The sequence below is a fragment of the Kitasatospora sp. McL0602 genome (assembly GCF_052076145.1).
Lineage (GTDB): Bacteria > Actinomycetota > Actinomycetes > Streptomycetales > Streptomycetaceae > Kitasatospora.
In genome coordinates, this window is sequence record NZ_CP197246.1 from 5015662 (window position 1) to 5037937 (window position 22276).

Genomic DNA, 22276 nt, shown 5'->3' on the forward strand with positions numbered 1-22276 from the left:
GCTGCTGCCGCTCCTGCCTCTGCTGCTGCCGCCTCTGGTGCTGCTGCCTCGCTCGGATGCCCTACTCGCCGTAGTACGCCTGGCGCATCAGCTGCTGCATGTCCTCGATCATCGGCAGCCGCGGGTTGGCGGGCGCGCACTGGTCCTCGTACGCGTTCATCGCCTGCTGCGGGAGGGCCCGGAGGAAGGCCGTCTCGTCCACCCCGGCCGCCTTGAACGACTGCGGGATGCCGACCCGGTCACGCAGTTCCTCCACCGCCCTGGCCAGCGACTCCACGCCCTGCTCCGGGGTGGCCGCGTCCAGGCCGAGCATCCGGGCGATCGCCTGGAACCGCTCGGGGGCGACGTAACTCCGGTACTTCGGCCAGCTGGTGACCTTCGTCGGAGCGGCGCCGTTGTAGCGGATCACGTGCGGCAGCAGCACCGCGTTGGTCCGGCCGTGCGCGATGTGGAAGGTCGCCCCGAGGGTGTGCGCCATGGCGTGCACGACCCCGAGGAAGGCGGAGCCGAAGGCCATGCCCGCGATGGTGCCCGCGTTGTGCATCTTCTCCCGCGCGACCGGGCTCGCCGGGCCGTCGGTGACGGCCTGCTCCAGGTGCTCGAAGACCAGCCGGATGCCCTGGAGGGCCAGGCCGTCGGTGAAGTCGTTGGCGTAGACCGACACATAGGTCTCGATGCAGTGCGTCAGCGCGTCGAAGCCGGAGTCGGCCGTGACGTCCTTCGGCAGGTGGGTGGTGAGCGCCGGGTCGCAGATCGCCACGCTCGGCGTCAGCGCGTAGTCCGCCAGCGGGTACTTCTGGCCGGTCTCCGAGTCGGTGATCACCGCGAACGGGGTGACCTCGCTGCCGGTGCCCGAGGTGGTCGGGATGCACACCAGCTTGGCCTTCTCGCCCAGGTCGGGGAAGGTGAAGGCGCGCTTGCGGATGTCGAAGAACTTCTCCTTCAGGTCCGCGAAGACCGTCTCCGGGTGCTCGTACATCAGCCACATCACCTTGGCCGCGTCCATCGGGGAGCCGCCGCCGAGCGCGATGATGGTGTCCGGCCGGAAGCCGCGCATCAGCTCGGCGCCCTTCTCCACGGTGTCGATGCTCGGGTTCGGCTCGACGAAGTCGATCACCCGCACCTCGACCGGCTCGCTGCGCCGCTGCAGGATGGCCCGGACGCGCTCCAGGTGCCCGATCTCCACCATCGTCCGGTCGGTCACGATGACGACCCTGCGGGCTCCGCGCATGTCGGCCAGGTACTTGATCGAGTTCCGCTCGAAGAAGACCTTCGGCGGGATCTTGAACCACTGCATGTTGGTGTTGCGCCGCCCGATCCGCTTGATGTTGACGAGGTGCAGCGCGGAGACGTTCCCGGAGACCGAGTTGTGGCCGTAGGAGCCGCAGCCCAGCGTCAGCGAGGGCATGAACGCGTTGTAGATGTCACCGATGCCGCCCTGCGAGCTCGGCGCGTTCCAGATCACCCGGCAGGCCTTGACCGCGTGCCCGAACTCCTCGGCGAACGCCTCGTCCTCGGTGTGCACGGCCGCCGAGTGACCCAGCCCGTGGAACTCCACCATCTCGGTGGCCAGCTTCAGGCCCCTGCTCCTGGTCTCCGCCTTCAGCACCGCCAGCACCGGGCAGAGCTTCTCCCGGGTCAGTGGCTCGCCCTCGCCGACGAAGCCGACCTCCACCAGGATGATCGAGGTGTCGGCCGGCACCTCGAACCCGGCCCCCTCGGCGATCCGCACCGGGCTCTGCCCGACCACCGCCGCGTTGAGCCTGGCCCCCGCACAGTCGCGGTCCTCGCCGACCCCGAAGACGTAACTCTCCAGCAGCGCCTTCTCGGCCTCGGTCGCCAGGTACGCCTTGAGCCTGCGGAACTCCGCCAGCGCGGGCCCGTAGATCTCCTGGTCCAGGATCACGGCCTGCTCGGAGGCACAGACCATGCCGTTGTCGAAGGACTTCGACAGCACCACGTCGTTGACGGCCCGCTGCAGGTCCGCGCTCTTCTCGATGTACGCGGGCACGTTGCCGGCCCCGACCCCGAGCGCGGGCTTGCCGCAGCTGTACGCGGCCCGGACCATCGAGTTGCCGCCGGTCGCCAGGATGGTCGCCACGCCCTCGTGGTTCATCAGCGCGCCGGTCGCCTCCATCGACGGCCGGTCGATCCACTGCACACAGTGCGCGGGTGCCCCGGCCGCGATCGCCGCGTCCCGGACGATCCGGGCCGCCTCGGCCGAGCAGCGCTGCGCGGCGGGGTGGAAGCCGAAGACGATCGGGTTGCGGGTCTTCAGCGCGATGAGCGCCTTGAAGATCGTCGTCGAGGTCGGGTTGGTCACCGGCGTCACGCCCGCCACCACACCGACCGGCTCGGCGATCTCCACGATCCCGTCGATCTCGTCCCGCCGGACGACGCCGACGGTCCGCAGCCCGGCCATCGAGTGGGTGACGTGCTCGCAGGCGAAGACGTTCTTGACGGCCTTGTCCTCGAACACCCCCCGCCCGGTCTCCTCCACCGCCATGACCGCCAGCCGGGTGTGCGCGGCGAGGGCGGCCAGCGAGGCCTTGCGGACTATGTGGTCGACCTTCTCCTGGGTGAACCCGGCGTACTCCTGGAGCGCCTTCCGACCGTTGCGGACCAGCGCGTCCACGGCTGCGGCGGCAGGAGTCGGGTCGGGTGCTGCGGCTTGCTGGCGGGCCATTCTCGCTCACCTCGGGGAGAGTGCGGCTGTGTGCCGGGACGGCTGACAGCTCCACCCTCCGTCGGGCCCGGATCAGGCGGCCACGGCCGTACGACGCGTCGTCCGGGGACCAAAGCCCCAACGCCCCCGGGTGGCAAGGACTTCGGCCCGCACCCGGGCCCCGGCCGCCCGCTGCGCCGTAAGGGTGAGCGCTGCGGCGGCGTAAGGGTGAGCGCTGCGCCGGCACCCTCGGCGACGTACTGTGACAGAGGGGGTGGCCCACAGTCCGTTTCGGACCGCAAGGACTCGCACCCCAAGGAGGAGACATGGGCATCTTGGACAGGCTGCTGCACCGCCCGCACGAGACGGTCGACCCCGCCCAGCGCGCGGCGCTCGCCCACGACGAGGCGGCCGACGCCTTCGCCGTCGACGTCGAGAAGGCCGCCGAACGCACGACACCCCCGCCGATGACCGAACAGGACCGCCAGGCCGCCTCCGACATGACCGCCGAGGGCGATCCCTGGGACTGAGCTCACGTACTGGGGCGTTGGCCACCAGGGGCGCGGGGAACCGCGCGAGGCGGAAGGTGCGGTGATGGCGCCTTCCGGTTTCGCGCAGTTTCCCGCGCCCCTGGGTCGTGCGTGGCCGGGCCTCGTAGCTAGCCGCGCGGCGGCAGCGGCGGCCGCCGCAGGTCCGGACGGGGAGTTCCGGGGGGCGGGGGTCCGGCCAGGGGTGTGGTGGCGGCGAGCTCCATGGCGAGCCGGACGGCCGCCTCGAGGTCGGCGTGATAGCGGCGGGCCCAGTCGTGCGGGGTGCGACTGACCAGCACGTCCGGGGCGACGCCGTGGTTCTCGATCGACCAGCCGATGCCGCCGGTGAACCAGGAGGCGTTCTTCGGCACCGAGATCTGGGTGCCGTCCCCGAGGGTGTGGCGGCCGGTCATGCCGACGACGCCGCCCCAGGTGCGGGTGCCGACCACCGGCCCGAGCCCGAGCAGCCGGACGGCCGCGATGATCACGTCCCCGTCCGAGCTGGTGGCGTGGTCGGCCAGGGCGACCACCGGGCCGCGCGGGGCGTCCCGGGGGTAGCGGACGGGCAGCCGGCCCCGGGCGAAGTCCCAGGCCAGGACGCGGCGGCCGAGCTTCTCCAGGACCAGCTCGGAGACGTTGCCGCCCGCGTTGCCCCGGACGTCCAGCACCACGGAGTCGAAGGCGAGTTCACGCCGCAGGTCGCGGTTGAACTGCGCCCAGCCGGATCCACCGAGATCCGGGATGTGCAGGTAGCCGCACCGGCCGCCGCTGAACTCCCGGACCAGCCGCCGCCGTTCGACCACCCAGTCCTGGTAGCGGATCGGCCGTTCGTCGGTCAGCGGCGTCACCGCGATCCGCCGCACCTGGCCCGACTCCGCGCTGCGGAAGGTGAGTTCGACGGTCGTGCCGCCCGCGCCGGCGAGCAGCGGGCCGGGCCCGCGCACCGGATCCGGCGGGCGGCCGGAGACGGCGAGGAACTCGTCGCCGTCGCGTAGCCCGTACCCGGCGAGCGGGGCGCGGGCCCGGGGGTCGGAGGACTCGCCGAGGAGGATGCGCCGCACCAGCCACCGGCCGTCGGGGGCGCGGTGGGCGGCCGCGCCGAGCAGCCCGAGCGGCTGCTGCAACGGCTGCGGGCCCTCGCCGCGCCGGGCGGGGGTGACGTACGCGTGCGAGGTGCCCAGCTCGCCGAGGAGTTCGCGGAGCAGGTCGGCGAAGTCGTCCGGCCCGGCGATCCGCTCCAGCAGCGGTTCGTACTGGGCGGTCAGGGCGGGCCAGTCCAGGCCGCACATCCCCTCGTCCCAGAACTCGCCCCGGACGATCCGGGCGGCCTCCAGGTACGACTGGCGCCACTCCTCGGCGGGGTGCACGGTGTGCGTGATCCGCCGCAGGTCGACGGTCAACGGGTTGCTGGCGGAGGGGAGTTGGTAGAGCTTCAGGGCGCCGGCCGAGAACACCGCGACGCAGGAGCCGTCGCCGGAGACGGAGAAGCCGTCGAGCCGGTCGACCAGGGTGGTGCGGGTGCCGTGGGCGAGGTCGAAGTACTCCAGGGCCGGGCGCCCCGAGGTGTCGGCCGGGTTGGCGAAGGTCTGGCCGAGCGCGCCGGAGATCGGCCAGCGGAGCCAGACCACCCCGCCGCGCACGGCCGCCGTCGCCGAGTACTTGGAGGCGATCACCGGGAAGGGCACCAGCCGCTCGGGCAGGCCCTGAGGGTCGACGGTGACGGTGCCGTCGCCCCCGGCCTCCTCCGGGTCGAGCCCGACCGGCGGCCGCCCCTCGGCGGGGGAGGCGAACGGCGAGGGGGTGCCGGCGGCCAGCGGGACGAGGTAGGGGCGGCAGCCGAGCGGGAAGGACATGTCCCCGGTGTGCACGTCGTGCACCGGGTCGAAGCCGCGCCAGGAGAGGAAGACCAGGAAGCGGCCGTCCCGGGTGAAGGCCGGGTGCTCGTCCTCGAAGCGGCCGCCGGTGACGTCGATGTGCAGCGCCGGGGCGTCCAACCGGGCCAGTTTGATGCTGCGCAGCGAGCGCCCGGCGACCGGCTGCGACCAGGTCAGCCAGCGCGAGTCCGGCGAGAAGGCCGGGCTGCTGACCGGCCCGTACGGGGAGGAGGCGACCTCGGTGACGGTGCCCTCCTCGGCTGAGACCAGCAGCAGGCGGCCGTCCGAGGTGGTGGCGGCCAGGGTGTGCCCGTCGGGGGTGGCGGTCAGCTCCAGCACCCGGCCGAGCTGCCCGGCGGCGATCCGCCGGGTGGCGGCGCTCTCGGGGGCGCCGCGCCCCGGCAGCGGGGCCAGCTCGATCGCGTCCTCGCCCTCGGCGTCGGTGAGCCAGGCGAGCCGGCCGGTGTGGCCGAGCAGCACCGGCAGCCTGACCCGGACGCCGGGGGTGTCGGCGATCACCCGGGCCGGCCCGTCGCGGTGGGAGAGCCAGTAGAGGCTGCCCCGGACGGTGATCGCGCTGGCCCGGCCGGTGAAGTCGCAGATCAGGTCCTTGACCTGCCCGGCGGTCGAGACCGGGTACGGCCGCCGCCCGGCGCGGGCCCCGCCGAGCGGCACGCTGAGCCGGCGCGGCGCCGGGGCGTCCAGGCTCTCCAGCAGCCAGAGGTCGCCCGCGTGCTGGTAGACCACCCGGGTGCCGTCGGTGGCGGCCTCGCGGGCGTAGTACGTCGCGTGGTCGGTGTGGCGGCGCAGGTCGGTGCCGTCCGGGCGGCAGGAGTAGAGGTTGCCGATGCCCTCGTGGTCGGAGAGGAAGGCGACCCGGCCGCCGACCGGCATCGGTGAGGCCAGATGGCCCGGGTGGCCGGGCAGCAGCTCGGTGCGGTCGAGCCAGAGCCGCCCGGTGGCGCCGCCCCGGTAGCGCTTCCAGGCAGCGGGCTCGTGCGGGGCGGCGGCGGTGAGCAGCACCGTGTGCTCGCTGCTCGCCTGGGCGTCGTTGACCGGCCCCCAGGGCATCCGGCGGCCGGGCGAGCCGTCCGGCGGCAGGGCGTACGCCCAGGTGTAGTGGGCGAACGGCTCGTGGTACGAGGTGACGGCGAGCACCTCGCCGTCCGGCAGCCAGCCGCGCACCCGGGTGTCCTGGCTGCCCCAGTAGGTGAGCCGGGTGGCCTCGCCACCTGCCGAGGGGGCGGTGAACACCTCGGGGGTGAGGGTCTGCCAGCTCGTCCAGGCGATGGTCGCGCCGTCGGGGGAGAGGCGGGGGTGGCTGACGCGCGTCCGGTCGCAGCTGACCCGCCAGGCGCGGCCGACGGTGCCGTCCGGTGCCAGCGGGGCGGCCCAGACGTCGTCCTCGGCGGTGCAGGTGAGCAGCCCGCCGCGCAGGTGGGGGTACCTCAGATAGCCGGGCGTGGTCACCTCTCCATGGTTCGGCGACGGCGGGCGGCCCGCAACCCGGGCTCACGCCGCGTCAGACCCTGACGGGCGCTCAGGACGTGACACGCCCATTGACACCACCTGGCGGGTTCGCTTCAGTGGTCTAGTCCAAGGTCTAGTCCAACTGGGCGCCCTGGCGCGCCCGGCCGGCCCCCACCGGCACCTTGGGCACCCCCATGCCCCGCTTCTCTTCCGGTAGGAGCACACCCCCACATGCGTACTCCCCTGATGACCAGACGCACCGTCGCGGCCGCCACCGCCTGGGCGGTCGCCGCCACCGGTGCGGCCGCCCTCAGCTTCGGCCTCGCCCCCGCCGCCTCGGCGGGGGCCGGTGAGCTGGTGAACAGCCTCGCCAACGGCGGCTTCGAGAGCGGCGCCCTCGCCCCCTGGGGCTGCACCGGCGGCACCGGCAGCATCGTCACCGGCCACGCCCACGCGGGCAGCTACGCCCTCGCCGGAGCCGCCTCGGCGAGCGACTCGGCCCAGTGCAGCCAGACCGTCACGGTCGCCCCCAGCACCACGTACACGCTCAGCGCGTACGTCAACGGCGCGTACGTCTACCTCGGCGTCGACGGCGCCGGCAGCACCTGGACGCCCGGCACCGGCGGCGGGTACCAGAAGCTCTCCGTCAGCTTCACCACCGGCGCGAGCCAGACCAGCGCGACGGTCTGGACGCACGGCTGGTACGGCCAGGGCACCTACTACGCGGACGACGTCTCGCTGGACGGGCCGGGCGCCCCCTCGCCGTCGCCCTCGTCCTCGCCGTCCACCTCGCCCTCCGGCTCCCCCTCCCCGTCCTCCAGCCCGTCGTCGTCCCCGTCCTCCTCGCCCTCCACCACTCCGCCGCCCCCGCCGGGCGGTGGGCTGCCCGCGCACGCGCTGGTCGGCTACCTGCACGCGAGCTTCGCCAACGGCGCCGGGTACCTGAAGATGGCCGACGTGCCGGACGCCTGGGACGTCATCGATCTCTCCTTCGGCGAGCCGACCTCCGTCACCTCCGGCGACATCCGCTTCAACCGCTGCTCGGTGAGCGAGTGCCCGAGCGTCGAGTCGGACGCGGACTTCAAGGCGGCGATCGCCGCCAAGCGGGCCAAGGGCAAGAAGGTGCTGCTCTCCATCGGGGGGCAGAACGGCGAGGTGCAGCTCACCACCACGGCCGCCCGCGACACCTTCGTCAGTTCGGTCGCCGCGATCATCGACACGTGGGGCCTGGACGGTCTCGACGTCGACTTCGAGGGCCACTCGCTCTCGCTCAACACCGGTGACACCGACTTCAAGAACCCGACCTCGCCGGTCATCGTCAACCTGATCTCCGCCCTGAAGACCCTCAAGGCCCGGTACGGCTCCGGCTTCGTGCTGACCATGGCCCCCGAGACCTTCTTCGTCCAACTCGGTTACCAGTACTACGGGTCCGGCCCCTGGGGCGGCCAGGACCCGCGCGCCGGGGCCTTCCTGCCGGTCATCTACGCGATGCGCGGCGACCTCACCCTGCTGCACGTCCAGGACTACAACTCCGGCTCCATCATGGGTCTGGACGGCCAGTACCACTCGATGGGCGGCGCCGACTTCCACGTCGCGATGACCGACATGCTCCTCAAGGGCTTCCCCGTCGCGGGCAACACCGCCAACATGTTCCCGCCGCTGGCCCCCTCCCAGGTCGCCATCGGCATGCCCGCCAGCTCCTACGCGGGCAACGGCTACGTCACCCCCAGCGAGGTCACCAAGGCCCTCGACTGCCTCACCAAGGCCACCAACTGCGGCACCTACACCCCCCGCAGCGGCCCCCAGCCGACCCTCCGCGGCCTGATGACCTGGTCCGTCAACTGGGACCAGTACAGCGGCCGGGAGTTCTCCACCACCTTCCACGGCTACTTCGGCTGACCGACGGAAGGGCCCTCCCGAGCACGCTCGGGAGGGCCCTTCCGGTCACGGCGGGGTCAGCCGATCGGTGCCTTCGGCGCCGGGGTGAACATCCAGGAGAGGTTCGGCTCCAGCACCGGGCGCAGGACGCGCTGCGCCACCACGGTCGACAGGACGGTCGCGAGGGCGAACGCGATGCCCGTGATCAGCACCTTGCCCGGTGCCGTCCACCAGAACGGATGGGCCCACCAACCGAGGAGGCCGCCGCCGACGGTGACGAAGGGGTGCAGCAGGTAGGTGCAGAGGCTCCGGCTGCCCATCCCGGTGAACCAGGTGTGCCGGGTCGGCACCAGCGCCAGGAAGGCTGCGCCGAGGACGAGCGCGACCGCGGTGAGCCCGAGGCTGCCCGCCGCCCACTTCCAGTAACTGACGTACAGAGCATGGTGGTCGTAGTTGTGGAGCAGCCAGTTCAGGTTCAGGTGGCGGCCGCGCCAGTACAGCAGAGCGGCGGTGGCCGCGAACAGGACGACCGCTGCCGGGCGGCCGGCCCGGAAGGCCTGGAGGCGCTGGAAGTGCTCGGGGCGCAGGTAGAGGCCGAGCACGAAGAAGGGGAGGAACTGCAGGATCCGCGCGCCGTCGAAGGTCGGGCCCAGCTCGTAGGTGCCCGACACCAGGGCGCCGCCTAGCGCGAGACCCAGGCCGAGCGGCGGTCGCAGCGCCTTCCACAGCGGGGTGGTGACCCGCCAGACCAGTAGCGCGGGCAGGAACCACAGGTGGTACTTCGGGTCCAGCAGCCAGAACGGCGTGTGCGTCCCGGAGAGCTGGTTCGACCAGAGGGTGAAGAGCACCTGGACGATCAGGTACGGCGCGAACACGCCGGTGACCAGCCGCTTCCACTGGTCGGGCCGACCGCTGAAGCTCCTGGAGAGGTAGCCGGAGACGACGATGAAGACCGGCATGTGGAAGAGGTAGACGAACTCGTAGGCCGTCGTCAGGGCCCGGGAGTGCCCGGAGACCGTGCCCCAGGTGTGCCCGCAGACCACCAGCAGGAGCGCCAGGAACTTCGCGTTGTCGAGGTAGGCGTCCCGGCCCTTATGGGTGGCCGGCCGGGGGGCTTCACGTTGGCCCGGTGTGCGCGCGGTGGCCAGATCAGTCATGGGGGTTCCTCGATGCGGACGTGCGCACTGCTACGGGTGCTGTGAATGTCGGTAGATAGTACAGAGGCGTCGCCGGTCGCTCCGAGCGGGGGACTCGCCCGATGGGCGCGCCGGGAACGACTGAAGGCCCCTCGCTCTCGCGAGGGGCCTTCAGTCTGTCGGTGCGCCGCCAGGGACTCGAACCCCGGACCCGCTGATTAAGAGTCAGCTGCTCTAACCAACTGAGCTAGCGGCGCCTGTCTGACGTCGAGAACATTACCTGGTCAGCGGCCGAAACTCACAATCGGGTCAGGTGGTGGCCCAGGGGGTGATGACGATCTTGCCGCGGACGTGGCCGGCCTCGACCAGGCGGTGGGCCTCGGCGGCGTGGGACAGGGGGTAGCTGGCGGCGATCTCCAGGCGGAGGCCGCCGGCGGACCAGAGCTCGGTGAGCTCGGCGAGGCGGGCGGCGGTGCGGGGGCCGCGCAGGCCGCGCACGCCCAGCCGCTGGGCGGCCGGGTAGTCGGTGATGGTGCCGATCCGGGAGCGGTCGGCGACGAGCGGGAGGGAGGCGTCGAGGGCGCCGCGGCCGGCCGCGTCGAGCACGGCGTCCACGCCGTCGGGGGCGGCCTCGCGCAGGCGCTCGGCCAGCCCCGGGCCGTACGCGACCGGGGTGGCGCCCAGCTCGCGCAGGTAGTCGTGGTTGGCCTCGCTCGCGGTGCCGATGACGGTGGCGCCCCAGGCGCGGGCGAGTTGGACGGCGACGGTGCCGACGCCGCCCGAGGCGCCGTGGACCAGGAGGGTGTCCCCGGCGCCGACGCCGAGCTCGGTGAGTGCGAGGTGGGCCGTCTGCCCGGAGGCGGAGAGTGAGCCGGCCGCCTCCCAGCTCATCGCGGCGGGCTTGGCCACCAGGTGGTCGCCGGGGACGGCGACGTACTGGGCGTGCCCGCCGAGCAGGTGGAAGCCGAGCACCTCGTCGCCCTTCTCCCAGCCGTAGCTGCCCGCGCCCAGTTGCTCGACCACCCCCGCGAACTCGTTGCCCGGGACGGCCGGCAGGGTGATGACCGCCCCCGGCGGGGTCCAGCCGCGGCGGACGGCGGTGTCGGACGGCTGGAGCCCGGCGGCGAGCACCCGCACCAACACCTCGCCGGGCCCCGGCTTCGGCACGGGCAGCTCGGTCACCTCCAGGACCTCCGGACCGCCCGGCCGTGCGAACACCGATGCGAGCATCTCGTGGCTCCCCTGTCTCTCGGCCCGACTCTCCGGCCTGTCTCCCCGGACGCTGTCGTCCGCTGACCCCCACTCTGCAAGTTGAAGGGCGCTTGAAGTCAAGGGCCGTCCGGCGCGCCGGACCCGGGGTGACGTTTTGTCACATTTATGCTGAGCCGGGAACACTCTGAGAGGACCCCTCCGTGGCACAGCTGTCGCTGTTCTTCCTGGTGCTGCTCGCCTCGGTGGTGACGATGCCGCTGGCCCGCCGCACCGGCGTGCCGCAGCCCGTGCTGATGACGCTGATCGGGCTCGTGATGGCCGTGGTGCCGCAGATCCCGGACGTGACCGTCGACCCCGGGCTGATCCTGCCGCTGGTGCTGCCGCCGCTGATCTTCGCCGTCGCCCGGCGCTCCTCGGTGCGGTACTTCCGGGCCAACATCCGCTCCATCCTGCTGCTCGCGGTGGCCCTGGTGATCGTCACCACCACCGCCGTCGCCGGGGTGTTCCACTGGCTCGTACCGACTCTGCCGATCGCCGCCGCCGTCGCCCTCGGCGCGCTCGTCTCACCGCCCGACCCCGTCGCCGCCGTCGCGGTGGCGGGCAGCATCGGCCTGCCCCGGCGGCTGGTCGCGGTACTGGAGAGCGAGGGCCTCTTCAACGACGTCACCGCGATCGTGATCTACTCGCTGGCCGTCGAGGCGGTCGTCGGCGGCGACTTCTCGGTGGCGGACGCGCTCGTCCGCTTCGTGCTCTCCGCCGTCCTCGCCGTCGTCATCGGCATCGCCCTGGGCTGGCTCAACGCCAAGCTGGCGGGGATGCTGGACGACCCGACGCAGCAGGTCGCACTCAACCTGCTGGTGCCCTTCGCCGCGTACACGCTGGCCGAGGAGGCGCACGGCTCGGGCGTGCTCGCCGTCGTGGTCTGCGCCCTCTACCTCGCCGACCGCGCCGCCGACGCCGACGAGGTCGCCTACCGGCTGGTCGGCAACGCCTTCTGGGAGATCGTCGAGATCCTGATCACCGGCATCGCCTTCGGCCTGATCGGGCTGGAGCTCGCCACGGTGCTCAGGGACGTCGGCGCGAGCTGGCGCGACATGCTCGGCGACGCCGCCTGGGTGATCGCCACGGTGGTGCTCGTCCGGCTGCTCTGGCTGCTGCCCGCCGCCTGGATCTCCCGGCGCGTCAGGCGCGGCGAGGAGGACACGCCGCTCACCTGGCGCGAGACGGTGGTGCTCTGGTGGTCCGGGATGCGCGGCGTGGCGACCGTCGCCCTCGCCCTGGGCATCCCCCTCACCGTGCACACCGGCGAGCCGTTCGCGGGGCGGAGCGAGATCGTCTTCGTTGCGTTCGGCGTCGTGCTCTTCACCCTGCTCGTGCAGGGGCTCACCCTGCCGTGGCTGGTCCGGCGGCTCAGCCTGGACAGCGGCCACGACACCCACGAGGAGGCCGTCAAACAGCTCTGGTGGCGCTCCGCCAGGGCCGGGCTCGGGCGGCTCGCCGAGCTGGAGGAGCAGCAGAAGCTCCCGGCCGAGCTGGTCGAGCGGCTGCGCGAGCGCCAGCACGACCGGCTGGCCCGGCTCTGCCCCGAGAGGTACGAGGAGCAGGAGGCCGCCGAGGCCAAGCTGCGGCTGCGGCAGTGGAAGGCCGCGGTCGAGATCGAGCAGGAGATGATCGCCGCCTCCCGGCGGGAGGTGCTGCTCGCCCGGGGAGAGACCGGCGCCGACCCCGAGATCGCCGACGAGGTCCTGCGCGGGCTCGACCTGCGGTCGGCGCGCAAGTGAACGTCACGCGTCAGGCCGGCCCCAGGGGCGCGGGGTGGCTGCTTGCGCGAGTTGACGGCACGTCGGGGGTGCCGGTGCCGCGTAGGCTGGCCGGGGTACTGGCCGTCAACGGAGTCGGCCGGCCTCTTCTTACCGCTGGACCTCGCGTGACCCTCCCCGCAGGGCCCTGCCGGTAACCCTCGCACCGGATGACTCAAGGAGAGACACCGAATGTCGCAGACCCAGCCCGGCGGCCGCGCCCCGCTCAACCAGCTGCCGCAGTGGGAGGCCCTGGCCAAGCACCGGGAGGAGCTCGCAGGGCAGCACCTGCGCGGGCTGTTCGCGGCCGACCCCGAGCGCGGCAGCCGCTACGCGCTGCGGGTCGGGGATCTGCTCGTCGACCACTCGAAGCACCTCGTCACCGACGAGACGCTCGCGCTGCTGCGCGACCTGGCCGCCGCGACCGGCGTGGCCGAGCTGCGGGACGCGATGTTCCGGGGCGAGAAGATCAACATCACCGAGGACCGCGCCGTCCTGCACACCGCCCTGCGCGCCCCACGCGAGGCCGTGATCGAGGTCGACGGCGAGAACGTCGTCCCCGCCGTGCACGCCGTCCTCGACCGGATGGCCGCCTTCGCCGACCGCGTCCGCTCCGGCGAGTGGACGGGCCACACCGGCAAGCGCATCCGCACCGTCGTCAACATCGGCATCGGCGGCTCCGACCTCGGCCCCGCGATGGCGTACGAGGTGCTCCGCCCCTACGGCGACCGGGGCATCGACGTCCGCTTCGTCTCCAACGTCGACGGCGCCGACCTGCACGAGGCGCTGTACGGCCTGGACGCCGCCGAGACGCTCTTCGTCGTCGCCTCCAAGACCTTCACCACCATCGAGACCATCACCAACGCGACCTCCGCCCGCAGTTGGCTGCTCACCGAGCTCCGCGCCGACACCGACGCGGTGGCCAAGCACTTCGTCGCCCTCTCCACCAACGCGACCGGCGTCGCCGACTTCGGCATCGACGTGGCCAACATGTTCGAGTTCTGGGACTGGGTCGGCGGCCGCTACTCCTACGACTCCGCCATCGGCCTGTCGCTGATGATCTCCGTCGGCCCGGACAACTTCCGGCAGATGCTGGACGGCTTCCACCTCGTCGACGAGCACTTCCGCACCGCCCCGGCGGAGCAGAACGTCCCGCTGCTGCTCGGCCTGCTCGGCGTCTGGTACGGCGCGTTCTTCGACGCCCAGGCGCACGCGGTGCTGCCCTACTCGCACTACCTCTCCAAGTTCACCGCCTACCTCCAGCAGCTCGACATGGAGTCCAACGGCAAGTCCGTGGACCGCGACGGCAACCCCGTGGACTGGCAGACCGGCCCCGTCGTCTGGGGCACGCCCGGCACCAACGGCCAGCACGCGTACTACCAACTGCTGCACCAGGGCACCAAGATGATCCCCGCCGACTTCATCGGCTTCGCCCAGCCGGTCGAGGGCCTGCAGCCCGGCCTGGTCGCCCAGCACGACCTGCTGATGGCCAACTTCTTCGCCCAGACCCAGGCCCTCGCCTTCGGCAAGACCCCCGAGGAGGTCGCCGCCGAGGGGGTGCCCGCCCACCTCGTCGCCCACAAGACCTTCCGCGGCAACCACCCCACCACCACCATTCTCGCCACCGAGCTCAGCCCCTCGGTGCTCGGCCAGCTGATCGCCCTCTACGAGCACAAGGTGTTCGTCCAGGGCGCGGTGTGGAACATCGACTCCTTCGACCAGTGGGGCGTCGAGCTCGGCAAGGTGCTCGCCAAGCGCATCGAGCCGGTGCTGCTCACCGGCGAGGGCGCCGCCGAACTCGACAGCTCCACCGCTGCGCTGGTGGCCAACTACCGTACGCTGCGCGGCCGCTGAGGACTGACAGGCTGACCGGCCCGGGGGTTGGAAGCCCCGGGCCCGCCGGTCGGCCCGCTGGGCTCAGCCCGCCGCGCGCTCCGCGACCGGGCGCCGACGCAGTGCCGCTTCGCTCAGCACCGGCGAACGCCAAGCCCCGTCCGGCTGGTAGCAGTTGGTGCCCGGCGGCACGATCTCGTCGATCCGGTCCAGCGCCGCGTCGTCCAGCGCCACCGCAGCGCCCTTCAGTGCCGAGTCGAGCTGCTCCATCGTGCGCGGCCCGATGATCACCGAGGTGACCGCCGGGTGCGCCGCCGGGAAGGCCAACGCCAGCTCCGGCAGCGAACAGCCGAGTTGCTCGGCGACCTCGACCAGCTGCTCCACCACCTCCAGCTTGGCGGCGTTCTCCGGGATCGACGGGTCGAAGCGGCCCGGCGTGAGCGCGGCCCGACCGGTCGTCATATCCGTGGGCAGCCCCTTGCGCTGCTTGCCGGAGAGGAAGCCGGAGGCGAGCGGGCTCCACGTCAGCACTCCCATCCCGTACCGCTGAGCCGTCGGCAGCACCGCCGTCTCGACCCCGCGCGCCAGCAGCGAGTACGGCGGCTGCTCGCTCCGGAAGCGCTGGAGACCGCGCCGCTCGGCCACGTGGTACGCCTCGGCGATCTCCTCGGCGGGGAAGGTCGAGCAGCCGAAGGCGCGGATCTTGCCCTGCTGGACGAGGTCGGTGAGCGCCGAGAGCGTCTCCTCGATGTCGGTCGTGTGGTCCGGCCGGTGCACCTGGTAGAGGTCGATCCAGTCGGTCTGCAGTCGCCGCAGGCTCTCCTCGACCTCCTTGACGATCCAGCGCCGCGAGTTGCCGCTGCGGTTGCGGCCCTCGCCCATCCGGAAGTGCACCTTGGTGGCGAGCACCACGTCGTCCCGGCGGCCGAGCAGCGCCTTGCCGACGATCTCCTCCGACTCACCGCCCGAGTACATGTCGGCCGTGTCGACGAAGTTGACGCCCTGGTCGAGCGCGGAGTGGATGATCCGGGCGCACTCGTCGTGGTCGGGGTTGCCGACGGCGCCGAACATCATGGTGCCCAGACAGTGGACGCTGACCTCGATGCCGGTGCCGCCGAGGATGCGGTAGCGCACGGTGCTGCTCCCTTGCAGGTGGACGGAGGAATGTCTTCGCGCCGCACCCTAGAGCTTGGAGTCCACTCGAAGGCAAGGGGTTTCGGCGGCCCCGGGAAATGACTGTAGGCCCCTCGCTCTCGCGAAGGGCCTACAGTCTGTCTGTGCGCCGCCAGGGACTCGAACCCCGGACCCGCTGATTAAGAGTCAGCTGCTCTAACCAACTGAGCTAGCGGCGCCTGCTGACAGAGAAGACTTTAGCAGCGGCTCCGGGCGCAGCCAAAATCGAATACTGCCGAGGGCCGTCAGGCCGGCGGGACGGGCTGCTGTCCGGGGGAGGCCGCCTGCACGCGCGAGGTACGGGACGCCCGGACTGCCGCCCAGAGCACCACCGCGGCGCCCGGCAGCCAGGGCTCCTTGCTGTCCGGCGCCACGATCCAGCGCCCGGCGCCCTGCCCGGGGGACTCCGGGGCGTCCATCATCCGCTGTACCGGCGGCACCGTCACCGCGTCGCCCCGCCCGTGGCAGAGCACCGGCGGCACCTCGCGGGCCCACTCCTCCCAGGCGAGCAGCGTCCGCAGCCGGGGCGCGGCGCCGGGTTGGACGAAGAGCAGGGTGCGGCCCCGGTAGGAGGCGACCGGGCCGCAGCCCGGCCCCGAGGCCCACATCTCGTCCAGCACCCTGCGGCCGAACAGCGACGGCATGCTGATCACGTCGAAGACGCGGCCGCAGGGCAGGACGGTCGGTGCCCACGGGCGGGACTGCCAGAGGGCGCGCATGCTGCGCGGGTACTCGCTCGCCGACGCCAGCCAGGCCTCCCCGGCGACGGTGACGTACTCCACGGATTGATACGTCCAGATGTCCACGCCCAGCAGATTGGCGCGCGCGGCCCGCCGGTAGGAGCGAAAACCCGGTTTGCCGGACGCGGCCGGGCCCGGGGGCGTACCCTCCCCACCTGCATATGCCACTGGCGATCGAAAGCCGCAGCGGGCTGCCCGGCGTGGGTCAGTGGTCGGGGCTGGTGCGCTGCTGCCGCAGCAGGCCACGGCCGTGCTCGATCATGCGCAGCGCGTAGTCGGGCGCCCAGTCGGCCCGCTCGGCGAGCTCGGCCGGCGAGAGGGCGTCGAACCGGCGCGGGTCGGCCAGTTGCGCGGCGGCGACCGCCTGGAAGTCCGCCGCCCGCTCGGCGGCGGCCCGGAAGGCCAACGTCAGCTCGGTCGAACGGCGCAGCAGCACCGCCGGGTCGTCGATGGACTCCAGATCGAAGAACCGTTCCGGCTCGGGCGTCTCGGCCTGCGGCTCGAAGAGCAGCTGCGCCGGGCGCAGCCGCCGCGCGGGAGTGCCAGGGCCCGAGGCGGCCGGTACGGCGGGGCCGCCGCTCTGGTCGGAGAGCTGGGGTTGGCGATCGGGCATGGGTGGGCACCTCCGGTGTGGTGGCTGGTGGGGCCGCCACGGGGGACCGGGCAGCACAACTGGGCCGCCGTCCATTGTTGCGCGGCGACATCCGGTAACGGAACGGTGCGCGTGCGAGCGCTATTCCCGCCCCGTGCGCCCCTCCCCACATCTGTGCACCGGGCCGACCCCAGGAGGGAGCAGCCGGCTCAGAGCCGGACGCGGTGCTGCGCAAGATGCGCCAGCACGGCGTGGTTGGCCTCCCAGCCGTCGGGGAACTTGACCGTGACCCCGAGCGAGACCGGCTCCGCCGCCGGGTGGTCGGCCAGCAGCTCGGCGATGCCGGCACGGGCGACGACGATGCAGGCGTGCCGGTGCCGCGAGGCGAGCACGCAGAGCCGGCCCGTCTCCAGGTGGAAGGCGGTGGCGTCCGGCCGCCCGGAGAGCGGGTGCAGCACGACCGTCACGTCGTACTCCCGCCCCTGGAGGCGGTTGGCGGTGTCCACCGTCACGGCGGGCCCGGCCGTCTCGTCGACCGGCACGCCGAGCGCCGCCAGCGCGGCCCGGACGGCTGCCGCCTGGTCGCGATGCGCAGTCCCGACGGCGATCCGCCCGGGAGTGAGCGGGGCCTCGCCGAGCTCCGAGTGCGCCGTCAGCCCGCGCTCCAGCAGTCGGCGGACGGTCTCCGCCACGGCGGCCACCGCCTGCGGGTCCGTCCGCACGGTGTGCCGGGCCGGCATCTCCAGCAGGGCCCAGCCGTGCTCGGCCGCCACGTCGATCGCCGCGTCCACGGCCGAACCGTCCGCCCGGACGCCCGCCTCCAACCGACGCTCACCCGGCCCGGTGCCCGAACGGAACGGCGTGTACGGATAGAAGGCGTCCGAGATCAACTGCGCGGCCGAGTGCGGCAGCCGCCAGGAGACCGGCAGCCGGTGCGGCCGGATTTCGGGGTTGTGCGCCAGCAGCGTCACGACCGCACTGCTGGACGGGTCGTAGCTGAGCCCCGCCCACTGCTCGGTACCGACCACTGTGAACGGGTCGAGCTGCCCCGGGTCACCGACGAACAGCGCCCGCTCGAACAGCCGCGCCACGGCGAGCAGCGCGTCCGAACGCATCTGGTAGGCCTCGTCCACGATCGCGTGCCGCCACGGCGCCTCGGTCTTCACCCACTGCCACTTCGCGGCGGTCGACACCACCACGTCCTGCTCCATCAGCTCGGCGACCTTCGCCGAGGCGGTCACGTGCTCGTGCCGCAGCGCCTCGGCGGCCGGGCGCGACTCGCTCGCGTGCAGACGGCCGATCCGTAGCTCCGGGCCCTTCTCGGCCAGCCGGTCGACCAGGTCGTCCACCTGGCTGTTGGTCTGCGCGATGATCATCAGCCGCTCACCCGCCGCCGCCAACTCCCTCGCCGCCCGCACCACCAGCGTCGACTTGCCCGCACCCGGCGGGGAGTCGACCACCACCCCGCGCGGGCTGCCGGGCGCGGGCCGGGAGACCGCGGCCAGGATCTCGGCCACCGCGGCGTCGGCGGCGGCCCCGGGCGTGCTGTTCATCCCGCTACTCCCACTCTTCGGCGCTGGCGCTGGCGCTGGCGCTGGCGTTGGCGGCGGCGCCGTTGCCGGTGGCCGGCGCGGCCGACCCCGGCGGGCCGCCGTGCGTCCACGGGGTGTCGTCCGGCTCGGGCAGCGGCGCCGACTGGCGCGGCGTCAGCTCGAACAGCGTGAACGTCACCACCTCACCCGGCTCCGGCAGACTCCCCGGCTCCGGCTCCTTCTTCCGGCCCATCCCGGACACCACCCGCACCGTCACCGTCCCCGCGCCCTGATCGGCCCCCACGACCACGGCCCGCTGCGCCGCCGGGCCACCGGCCCGGTGCACCTCCCGCCCGGCGTCGGCGTGCGGCCGGTCGGTGGTGCGGACGGTCACCAGCGGGCGGGGCTTCGGCGAGCGCCCGGAGGTGTCGTACGCGGGCGTCACCTCCGTCACCACGCCGCTGAACGCCTCCCCGGCGAGCCGGCGCTCCGCCATCGCCAGGGGATCGTCCAGCGCCTCCTGGACCTCCACCCGGGCCTGCTCCCGCTCACGCTGAGCGAGCTTTCGGGCGGCCGTCACCGCGTCGTCCTGCTTCGGCTGCGGCGGCTCCCCGGCCGCCAGCCGGTCCCGGTGGCCGGTGTACGACCAGCGGTCGCTCTCCCAGCGCTCGGCCAGGTGCGCGGCGGGCGGCAGCGCGCGCAGCAGGTCGATCCCGCGCCAGACGTCGTGCCAGGTCGGCAGCAGCACCCGCTCCAGCACGTCGTGCAGCTGCTCGGCCGCCAGCTTGAGCACGCGCACCTCGTGCTCGGGGCCTGTGTCGGTGCCCGCTCGGGTGGCCGTGTCGGTGCCCGTGCGGGCGGTCGCGTGGGTGCCTGTCCGGGCGGTCGCGTCGTGCAGCGCGGCGAGCGCGGCGTCGTGCCGGGTGATCGCCGGGGCGAGCACCAGCTCGTCGAAGCGCGGATCGGTGACCGGCCCGGCCGGCGGGTGGGTGAGCTGCCCGTACGCGTCCCGCTCCGTCTCCGCCCGCTCGGCCGTCCCGGCGCCCGTCAGCCCCGGCGCCGGGTGGTGCCAGCCGAGCTGCGCGCCGAGATGCTGGTCCTCCAGATGGCTCTGCCCCGTCGCCCAGTGCCGGGCCAGCAGCCCGGTCATCGGCAGCAGCAGACTGGAGCCCGGCACCTGCGCGCGCTCGGTCAGATGCGTCAACCACCGCCCCAGCAACGGCACCTGCGTCGGCGCGGGGTAGAGACCCGGGTCGGCGTCCGCCACCGTACGGCGGAACCGGGTGGACCGCCCGAGCAGGGACAGATGCCGGATCGATCCCGTGTTCGGCACGATCAACTGCGGTGCGTCCAAACAGAGTTCGCGGAACACCTGAGTCTTCTCGCCCGTCTCCGGGTCCTTCTCCGAAGCCTCGATCTGCTCGACGTCCGCACCGAACTGCTCCAGATACGGCAGCAGTTCGGCCGCGAAGCGGGCCAGGAAGTCGAACCGCTGCGCCCGGTTCAGCGGCTGCGGCACCAGGTGCAGCCGAGGAGCCTCCCGCTCGGTGCCGAGCAGCACGGCGAGCGGAGCCCCCGCCTCACCGGCCGCCGCCAGCGGCACGACCACCATCGGCCGCTCGGCCAGATGCCGGTGCCGTACGGTCGCCAGCGGCTCGGCCCGCCCACTGCGGACGGCCTCCAGCCGGGCCAGGGTGCTGAGCAGGCTCATCCGGCGGCCCGCCCGAACGCCTGATGCCCGACTGCCTCGTGCCCGAGCGCCTGATGGCCGACTGCCTCATGCCCGAGCGCCTCGCGTCGGAGGGCCGCTGCGTACGCCAGCCGCTCGGCGGCCTCGTCCTCGACCGTGGTCTCCTGCGAGGTGCTGCCCGCTGCTGCCGCCAGCGCCTCGGTGACCGTACGGATGCTGCCCAACTCCCCCCGCACGCCCGGACCGAGCTGCTCGACGGAGTCGCCGCAACGGGCCTGGGCCCGGCAGTGGAAGCCGAGCTCACACGTCGACAGGCAGTCCGGCCGGTACGCGGCGGGCACCGACTCGACGGCCTCGGCCAGCTCGTCGGCGGGCCTGGTCGGGCTGCCGGCGGCGTCGGGCGCGAGATCGAAGGTCGTCCCCGCCGGGAGGGCGCCGAGCAGCTCGTCGACCCGCGTCATCAGCGAGAGCTGGCGGCGGGTCGTGGCCAGCTCACGGCGGACGTCCACAGCCGCCGCAGTCGGGCGGTTGCTGAAGTCCTTCGGGCAGACCAGCAGCACGCTCAGCTCGGGGCTGCCGGGCAGCTCGGCGACCGCGTACGGCGACAGCTCCACCGGCCGGCCCGCCAGCGCGGCGGCCGTCTCCTGGAGCGCCAGCACGTAGACGGCGGCCTGCCGGGCGGCGGCGCCGACCTTGGCCGGGTCGGCCGAGCCGTCCAGGATCGGGAACGACTTGATCTCCACCACCGTGCAGCGGCCGCCGTGCACCACCACGGCATCCGGCTCCAGATAGGCCGGACTCCCGGCGACGTCGAGCCGCAGCATCGGGTGGTCCAGCAGCGTCCAGCCGTCCGGATCGGCGGCCGCCTCGGCCAGCACCTGCCTGGTCCGCTCCGCCCGAGCAGCGGGGCCCGACCGGTGCAGGAGATCGGGCACGGCGAGCGGAGCGTCCGCCGCGCCGTCGGCAGGAATGCCCAGCCGACGGCGCAGCGGCTCCAGCAGCGCGGCGTAGCCGTTCTCCTTCAACCGGAACTCGAAGACGTTCCCACGGGCGATCGCGAACGGCGACTGACCGAAGGGTGCCGGGCGGCCGAGCCGCTGCGCGACGGCGGCCTTGTCGACCCCGGCGGCATCGAGGACGGCCCGGCGACGGCAACCGGGATTGGCGGCAAGAGCGGCGAGGGCACGGGCGTCGAGACTGCGCTGCGGCGCCGGGCCGCGCAGTTCGGCGAGCCGCTGCGGCAGCGGCCGGGCCTGCCCGAGGTGCGAGACGTTCATGGTGCGGCCCAGTGTCGCATCCGGCACCGACAACCGGGGGCGTTCGCCGCAGGGAGCGCACACCGACGGGGCCAGGGGTGCGGGCGCCGACTGCGGCGAGTTTCCCGGCGGCAGCGCCGGAGGGGCCGGTGGTGGGGGATCATGGGGGCGGCACTCAATGGTGAGCCCGCCGCCTCTGGCCACCCGCCACCCCAGTTGCGAGGAGTCCCTCATGCCCGCCCGCATCGTGCTCGTCCGACACGGCGAGACCGACTGGTCGGCCTCCGGCCGCCACACCGGCCGCACCGACATCCCGCTCACCGACGACGGCCGGGCGATGGCCCGCGCCCTCGGTGCCCGGCTCGCGAAGGCGCCCTGGCAGGGCCTGCCCGACGCCATCGTCTACACCAGCCCGCTCTCGCGCGCCAAGGAGACCTGCGAGCTCGCCGGCTTCGGTGACCGCGCCGTCGAGCGGACCGAACTGCTGGAGTGGGACTACGGCCAGTACGAGGGCCGCACCGGCGCGGACATCCGTGCCACCGACCACCCGGGCTGGCTGATCTGGCGCGACGGCGTGCCCGGCGGGGAGAAGCTCGCCGAGGTCGCCGCCCGCATCGACGGCTTCCTCGCCGAGCTCAACGCCGACCATGGCACGCCGCACCCCGACACCACCACCATGCACGGCGCCGACCGCGACGTGGTGCTCTTCGCCCACGGCCACCTGTTGCGCATCCTGACGGCCCGTTGGCTCGGCCTGCCGCCCGAGTACGCCCAGCGCTTCAAGCTCGGCACGGCGGCACTCTCCGTCCTCTCCTGGGAGTACGGCCTGCCCGCCGTCGAGATCTGGAACGACCACAGCCACCTCCAGAACGGCTGACTCCACCGAGCGGTGCCCC

15 protein-coding genes and 2 tRNA genes are annotated in these 22276 nt (G+C 73.1%); 5 read left to right on the plus strand and 12 right to left on the minus strand.

Annotated features, from left to right (window positions below):
- Window positions 1-61: 61 nt before the first annotated feature.
- Complete coding sequence (adhE, locus tag ACR68M_RS22935; RefSeq protein ID WP_441245986.1) at window positions 62-2686, minus strand: bifunctional acetaldehyde-CoA/alcohol dehydrogenase; 2625 nt, start codon at window positions 2684-2686, stop codon at window positions 62-64.
- 305 nt (window positions 2687-2991) lie between these two features.
- On the opposite strand from adhE, the gene ACR68M_RS22940 reads away from it, so the two are divergent.
- Entirely contained in the window at window positions 2992-3195 is a 204-nt protein-coding gene (locus ACR68M_RS22940; protein ID WP_441245987.1) for a hypothetical protein, read from the plus strand.
- A 128-nt stretch (window positions 3196-3323) separates the two neighbouring features.
- Here ACR68M_RS22940 and ACR68M_RS22945 read toward each other — a convergent pair whose 3' ends face one another.
- Window positions 3324-6539, minus strand: coding sequence for a S41 family peptidase (locus ACR68M_RS22945; protein WP_441245988.1), 3216 nt, complete (start codon window positions 6537-6539; stop codon window positions 3324-3326).
- 231 nt (window positions 6540-6770) lie between these two features.
- Here ACR68M_RS22945 and ACR68M_RS22950 point away from each other — a divergent pair, with 231 nt between their 5' ends.
- A complete protein-coding gene (locus ACR68M_RS22950; protein ID WP_441245989.1) occupies window positions 6771-8438 on the plus strand; it encodes a chitinase in 1668 nt (555 codons plus the stop codon).
- Between the two features lie 56 nt (window positions 8439-8494).
- On the opposite strand, the gene ACR68M_RS22955 is transcribed toward ACR68M_RS22950, so the two are convergent.
- The 3 genes from ACR68M_RS22955 to ACR68M_RS22965 form a co-directional block, all read right to left on the minus strand.
- The gene (locus tag ACR68M_RS22955; RefSeq protein ID WP_441245990.1) at window positions 8495-9574 is read right to left on the minus strand and encodes an acyltransferase family protein; all 1080 of its coding nucleotides are present in this window, start codon (window positions 9572-9574) and stop codon (window positions 8495-8497) included.
- A gap of 162 nt (window positions 9575-9736) precedes the next feature.
- Window positions 9737-9810, minus strand: a tRNA-Lys gene (locus tag ACR68M_RS22960).
- 52 nt (window positions 9811-9862) lie between these two features.
- Window positions 9863-10783, minus strand: a complete 921-nt coding sequence (locus ACR68M_RS22965; protein WP_441245991.1) for an NADP-dependent oxidoreductase — start codon at window positions 10781-10783, stop codon at window positions 9863-9865.
- A 182-nt stretch (window positions 10784-10965) separates the two neighbouring features.
- On the opposite strand from ACR68M_RS22965, the gene ACR68M_RS22970 reads away from it, so the two are divergent.
- Window positions 10966-12546, plus strand: coding sequence for a Na+/H+ antiporter (locus ACR68M_RS22970; RefSeq protein ID WP_441245992.1), 1581 nt, complete (start codon window positions 10966-10968; stop codon window positions 12544-12546).
- A 210-nt stretch (window positions 12547-12756) separates the two neighbouring features.
- Window positions 12757-14418, plus strand: a complete 1662-nt coding sequence (pgi, locus tag ACR68M_RS22975; RefSeq protein WP_441245993.1) for a glucose-6-phosphate isomerase — start codon at window positions 12757-12759, stop codon at window positions 14416-14418.
- Window positions 14419-14481: 63 nt separating this feature from the next.
- On the opposite strand, the gene ACR68M_RS22980 is transcribed toward pgi, so the two are convergent.
- The 7 genes from ACR68M_RS22980 to ACR68M_RS23010 all read right to left on the minus strand — a co-directional run bounded on the left by ACR68M_RS22980 (window position 14482) and on the right by ACR68M_RS23010 (window position 21401).
- Window positions 14482-15531: an aldo/keto reductase gene (locus tag ACR68M_RS22980; protein WP_441245994.1), complete on the minus strand. Its 1050-nt coding sequence runs from the start codon at window positions 15529-15531 to the stop codon at window positions 14482-14484.
- Between the two features lie 144 nt (window positions 15532-15675).
- Window positions 15676-15749 (minus strand) — tRNA-Lys (locus ACR68M_RS22985).
- 66 nt (window positions 15750-15815) lie between these two features.
- On the minus strand, window positions 15816-16376 hold the full coding sequence (locus tag ACR68M_RS22990) for a bifunctional DNA primase/polymerase (protein ID WP_441245995.1): 561 nt from the start codon (window positions 16374-16376) through the stop codon (window positions 15816-15818).
- 139 nt (window positions 16377-16515) lie between these two features.
- Window positions 16516-16923, minus strand: a complete 408-nt coding sequence (locus ACR68M_RS22995) for a hypothetical protein (RefSeq protein WP_441245996.1) — start codon at window positions 16921-16923, stop codon at window positions 16516-16518.
- 188 nt (window positions 16924-17111) lie between these two features.
- A complete protein-coding gene (locus ACR68M_RS23000) occupies window positions 17112-18455 on the minus strand; it encodes an AAA domain-containing protein (RefSeq protein ID WP_441245997.1) in 1344 nt (447 codons plus the stop codon).
- A gap of 4 nt (window positions 18456-18459) precedes the next feature.
- On the minus strand, window positions 18460-20145 hold the full coding sequence (locus ACR68M_RS23005) for a hypothetical protein (RefSeq protein ID WP_441245998.1): 1686 nt from the start codon (window positions 20143-20145) through the stop codon (window positions 18460-18462).
- Entirely contained in the window at window positions 20142-21401 is a 1260-nt protein-coding gene (locus tag ACR68M_RS23010; protein WP_441245999.1) for a hypothetical protein, read from the minus strand. The genes ACR68M_RS23005 and ACR68M_RS23010 overlap by 4 nt, the downstream gene beginning before the upstream one ends.
- A gap of 211 nt (window positions 21402-21612) precedes the next feature.
- Between ACR68M_RS23010 and ACR68M_RS23015 the strand changes: the two genes are divergently transcribed.
- Window positions 21613-22257, plus strand: coding sequence for a histidine phosphatase family protein (locus ACR68M_RS23015; protein ID WP_441246000.1), 645 nt, complete (start codon window positions 21613-21615; stop codon window positions 22255-22257).
- Window positions 22258-22276 lie beyond the last annotated feature (19 nt).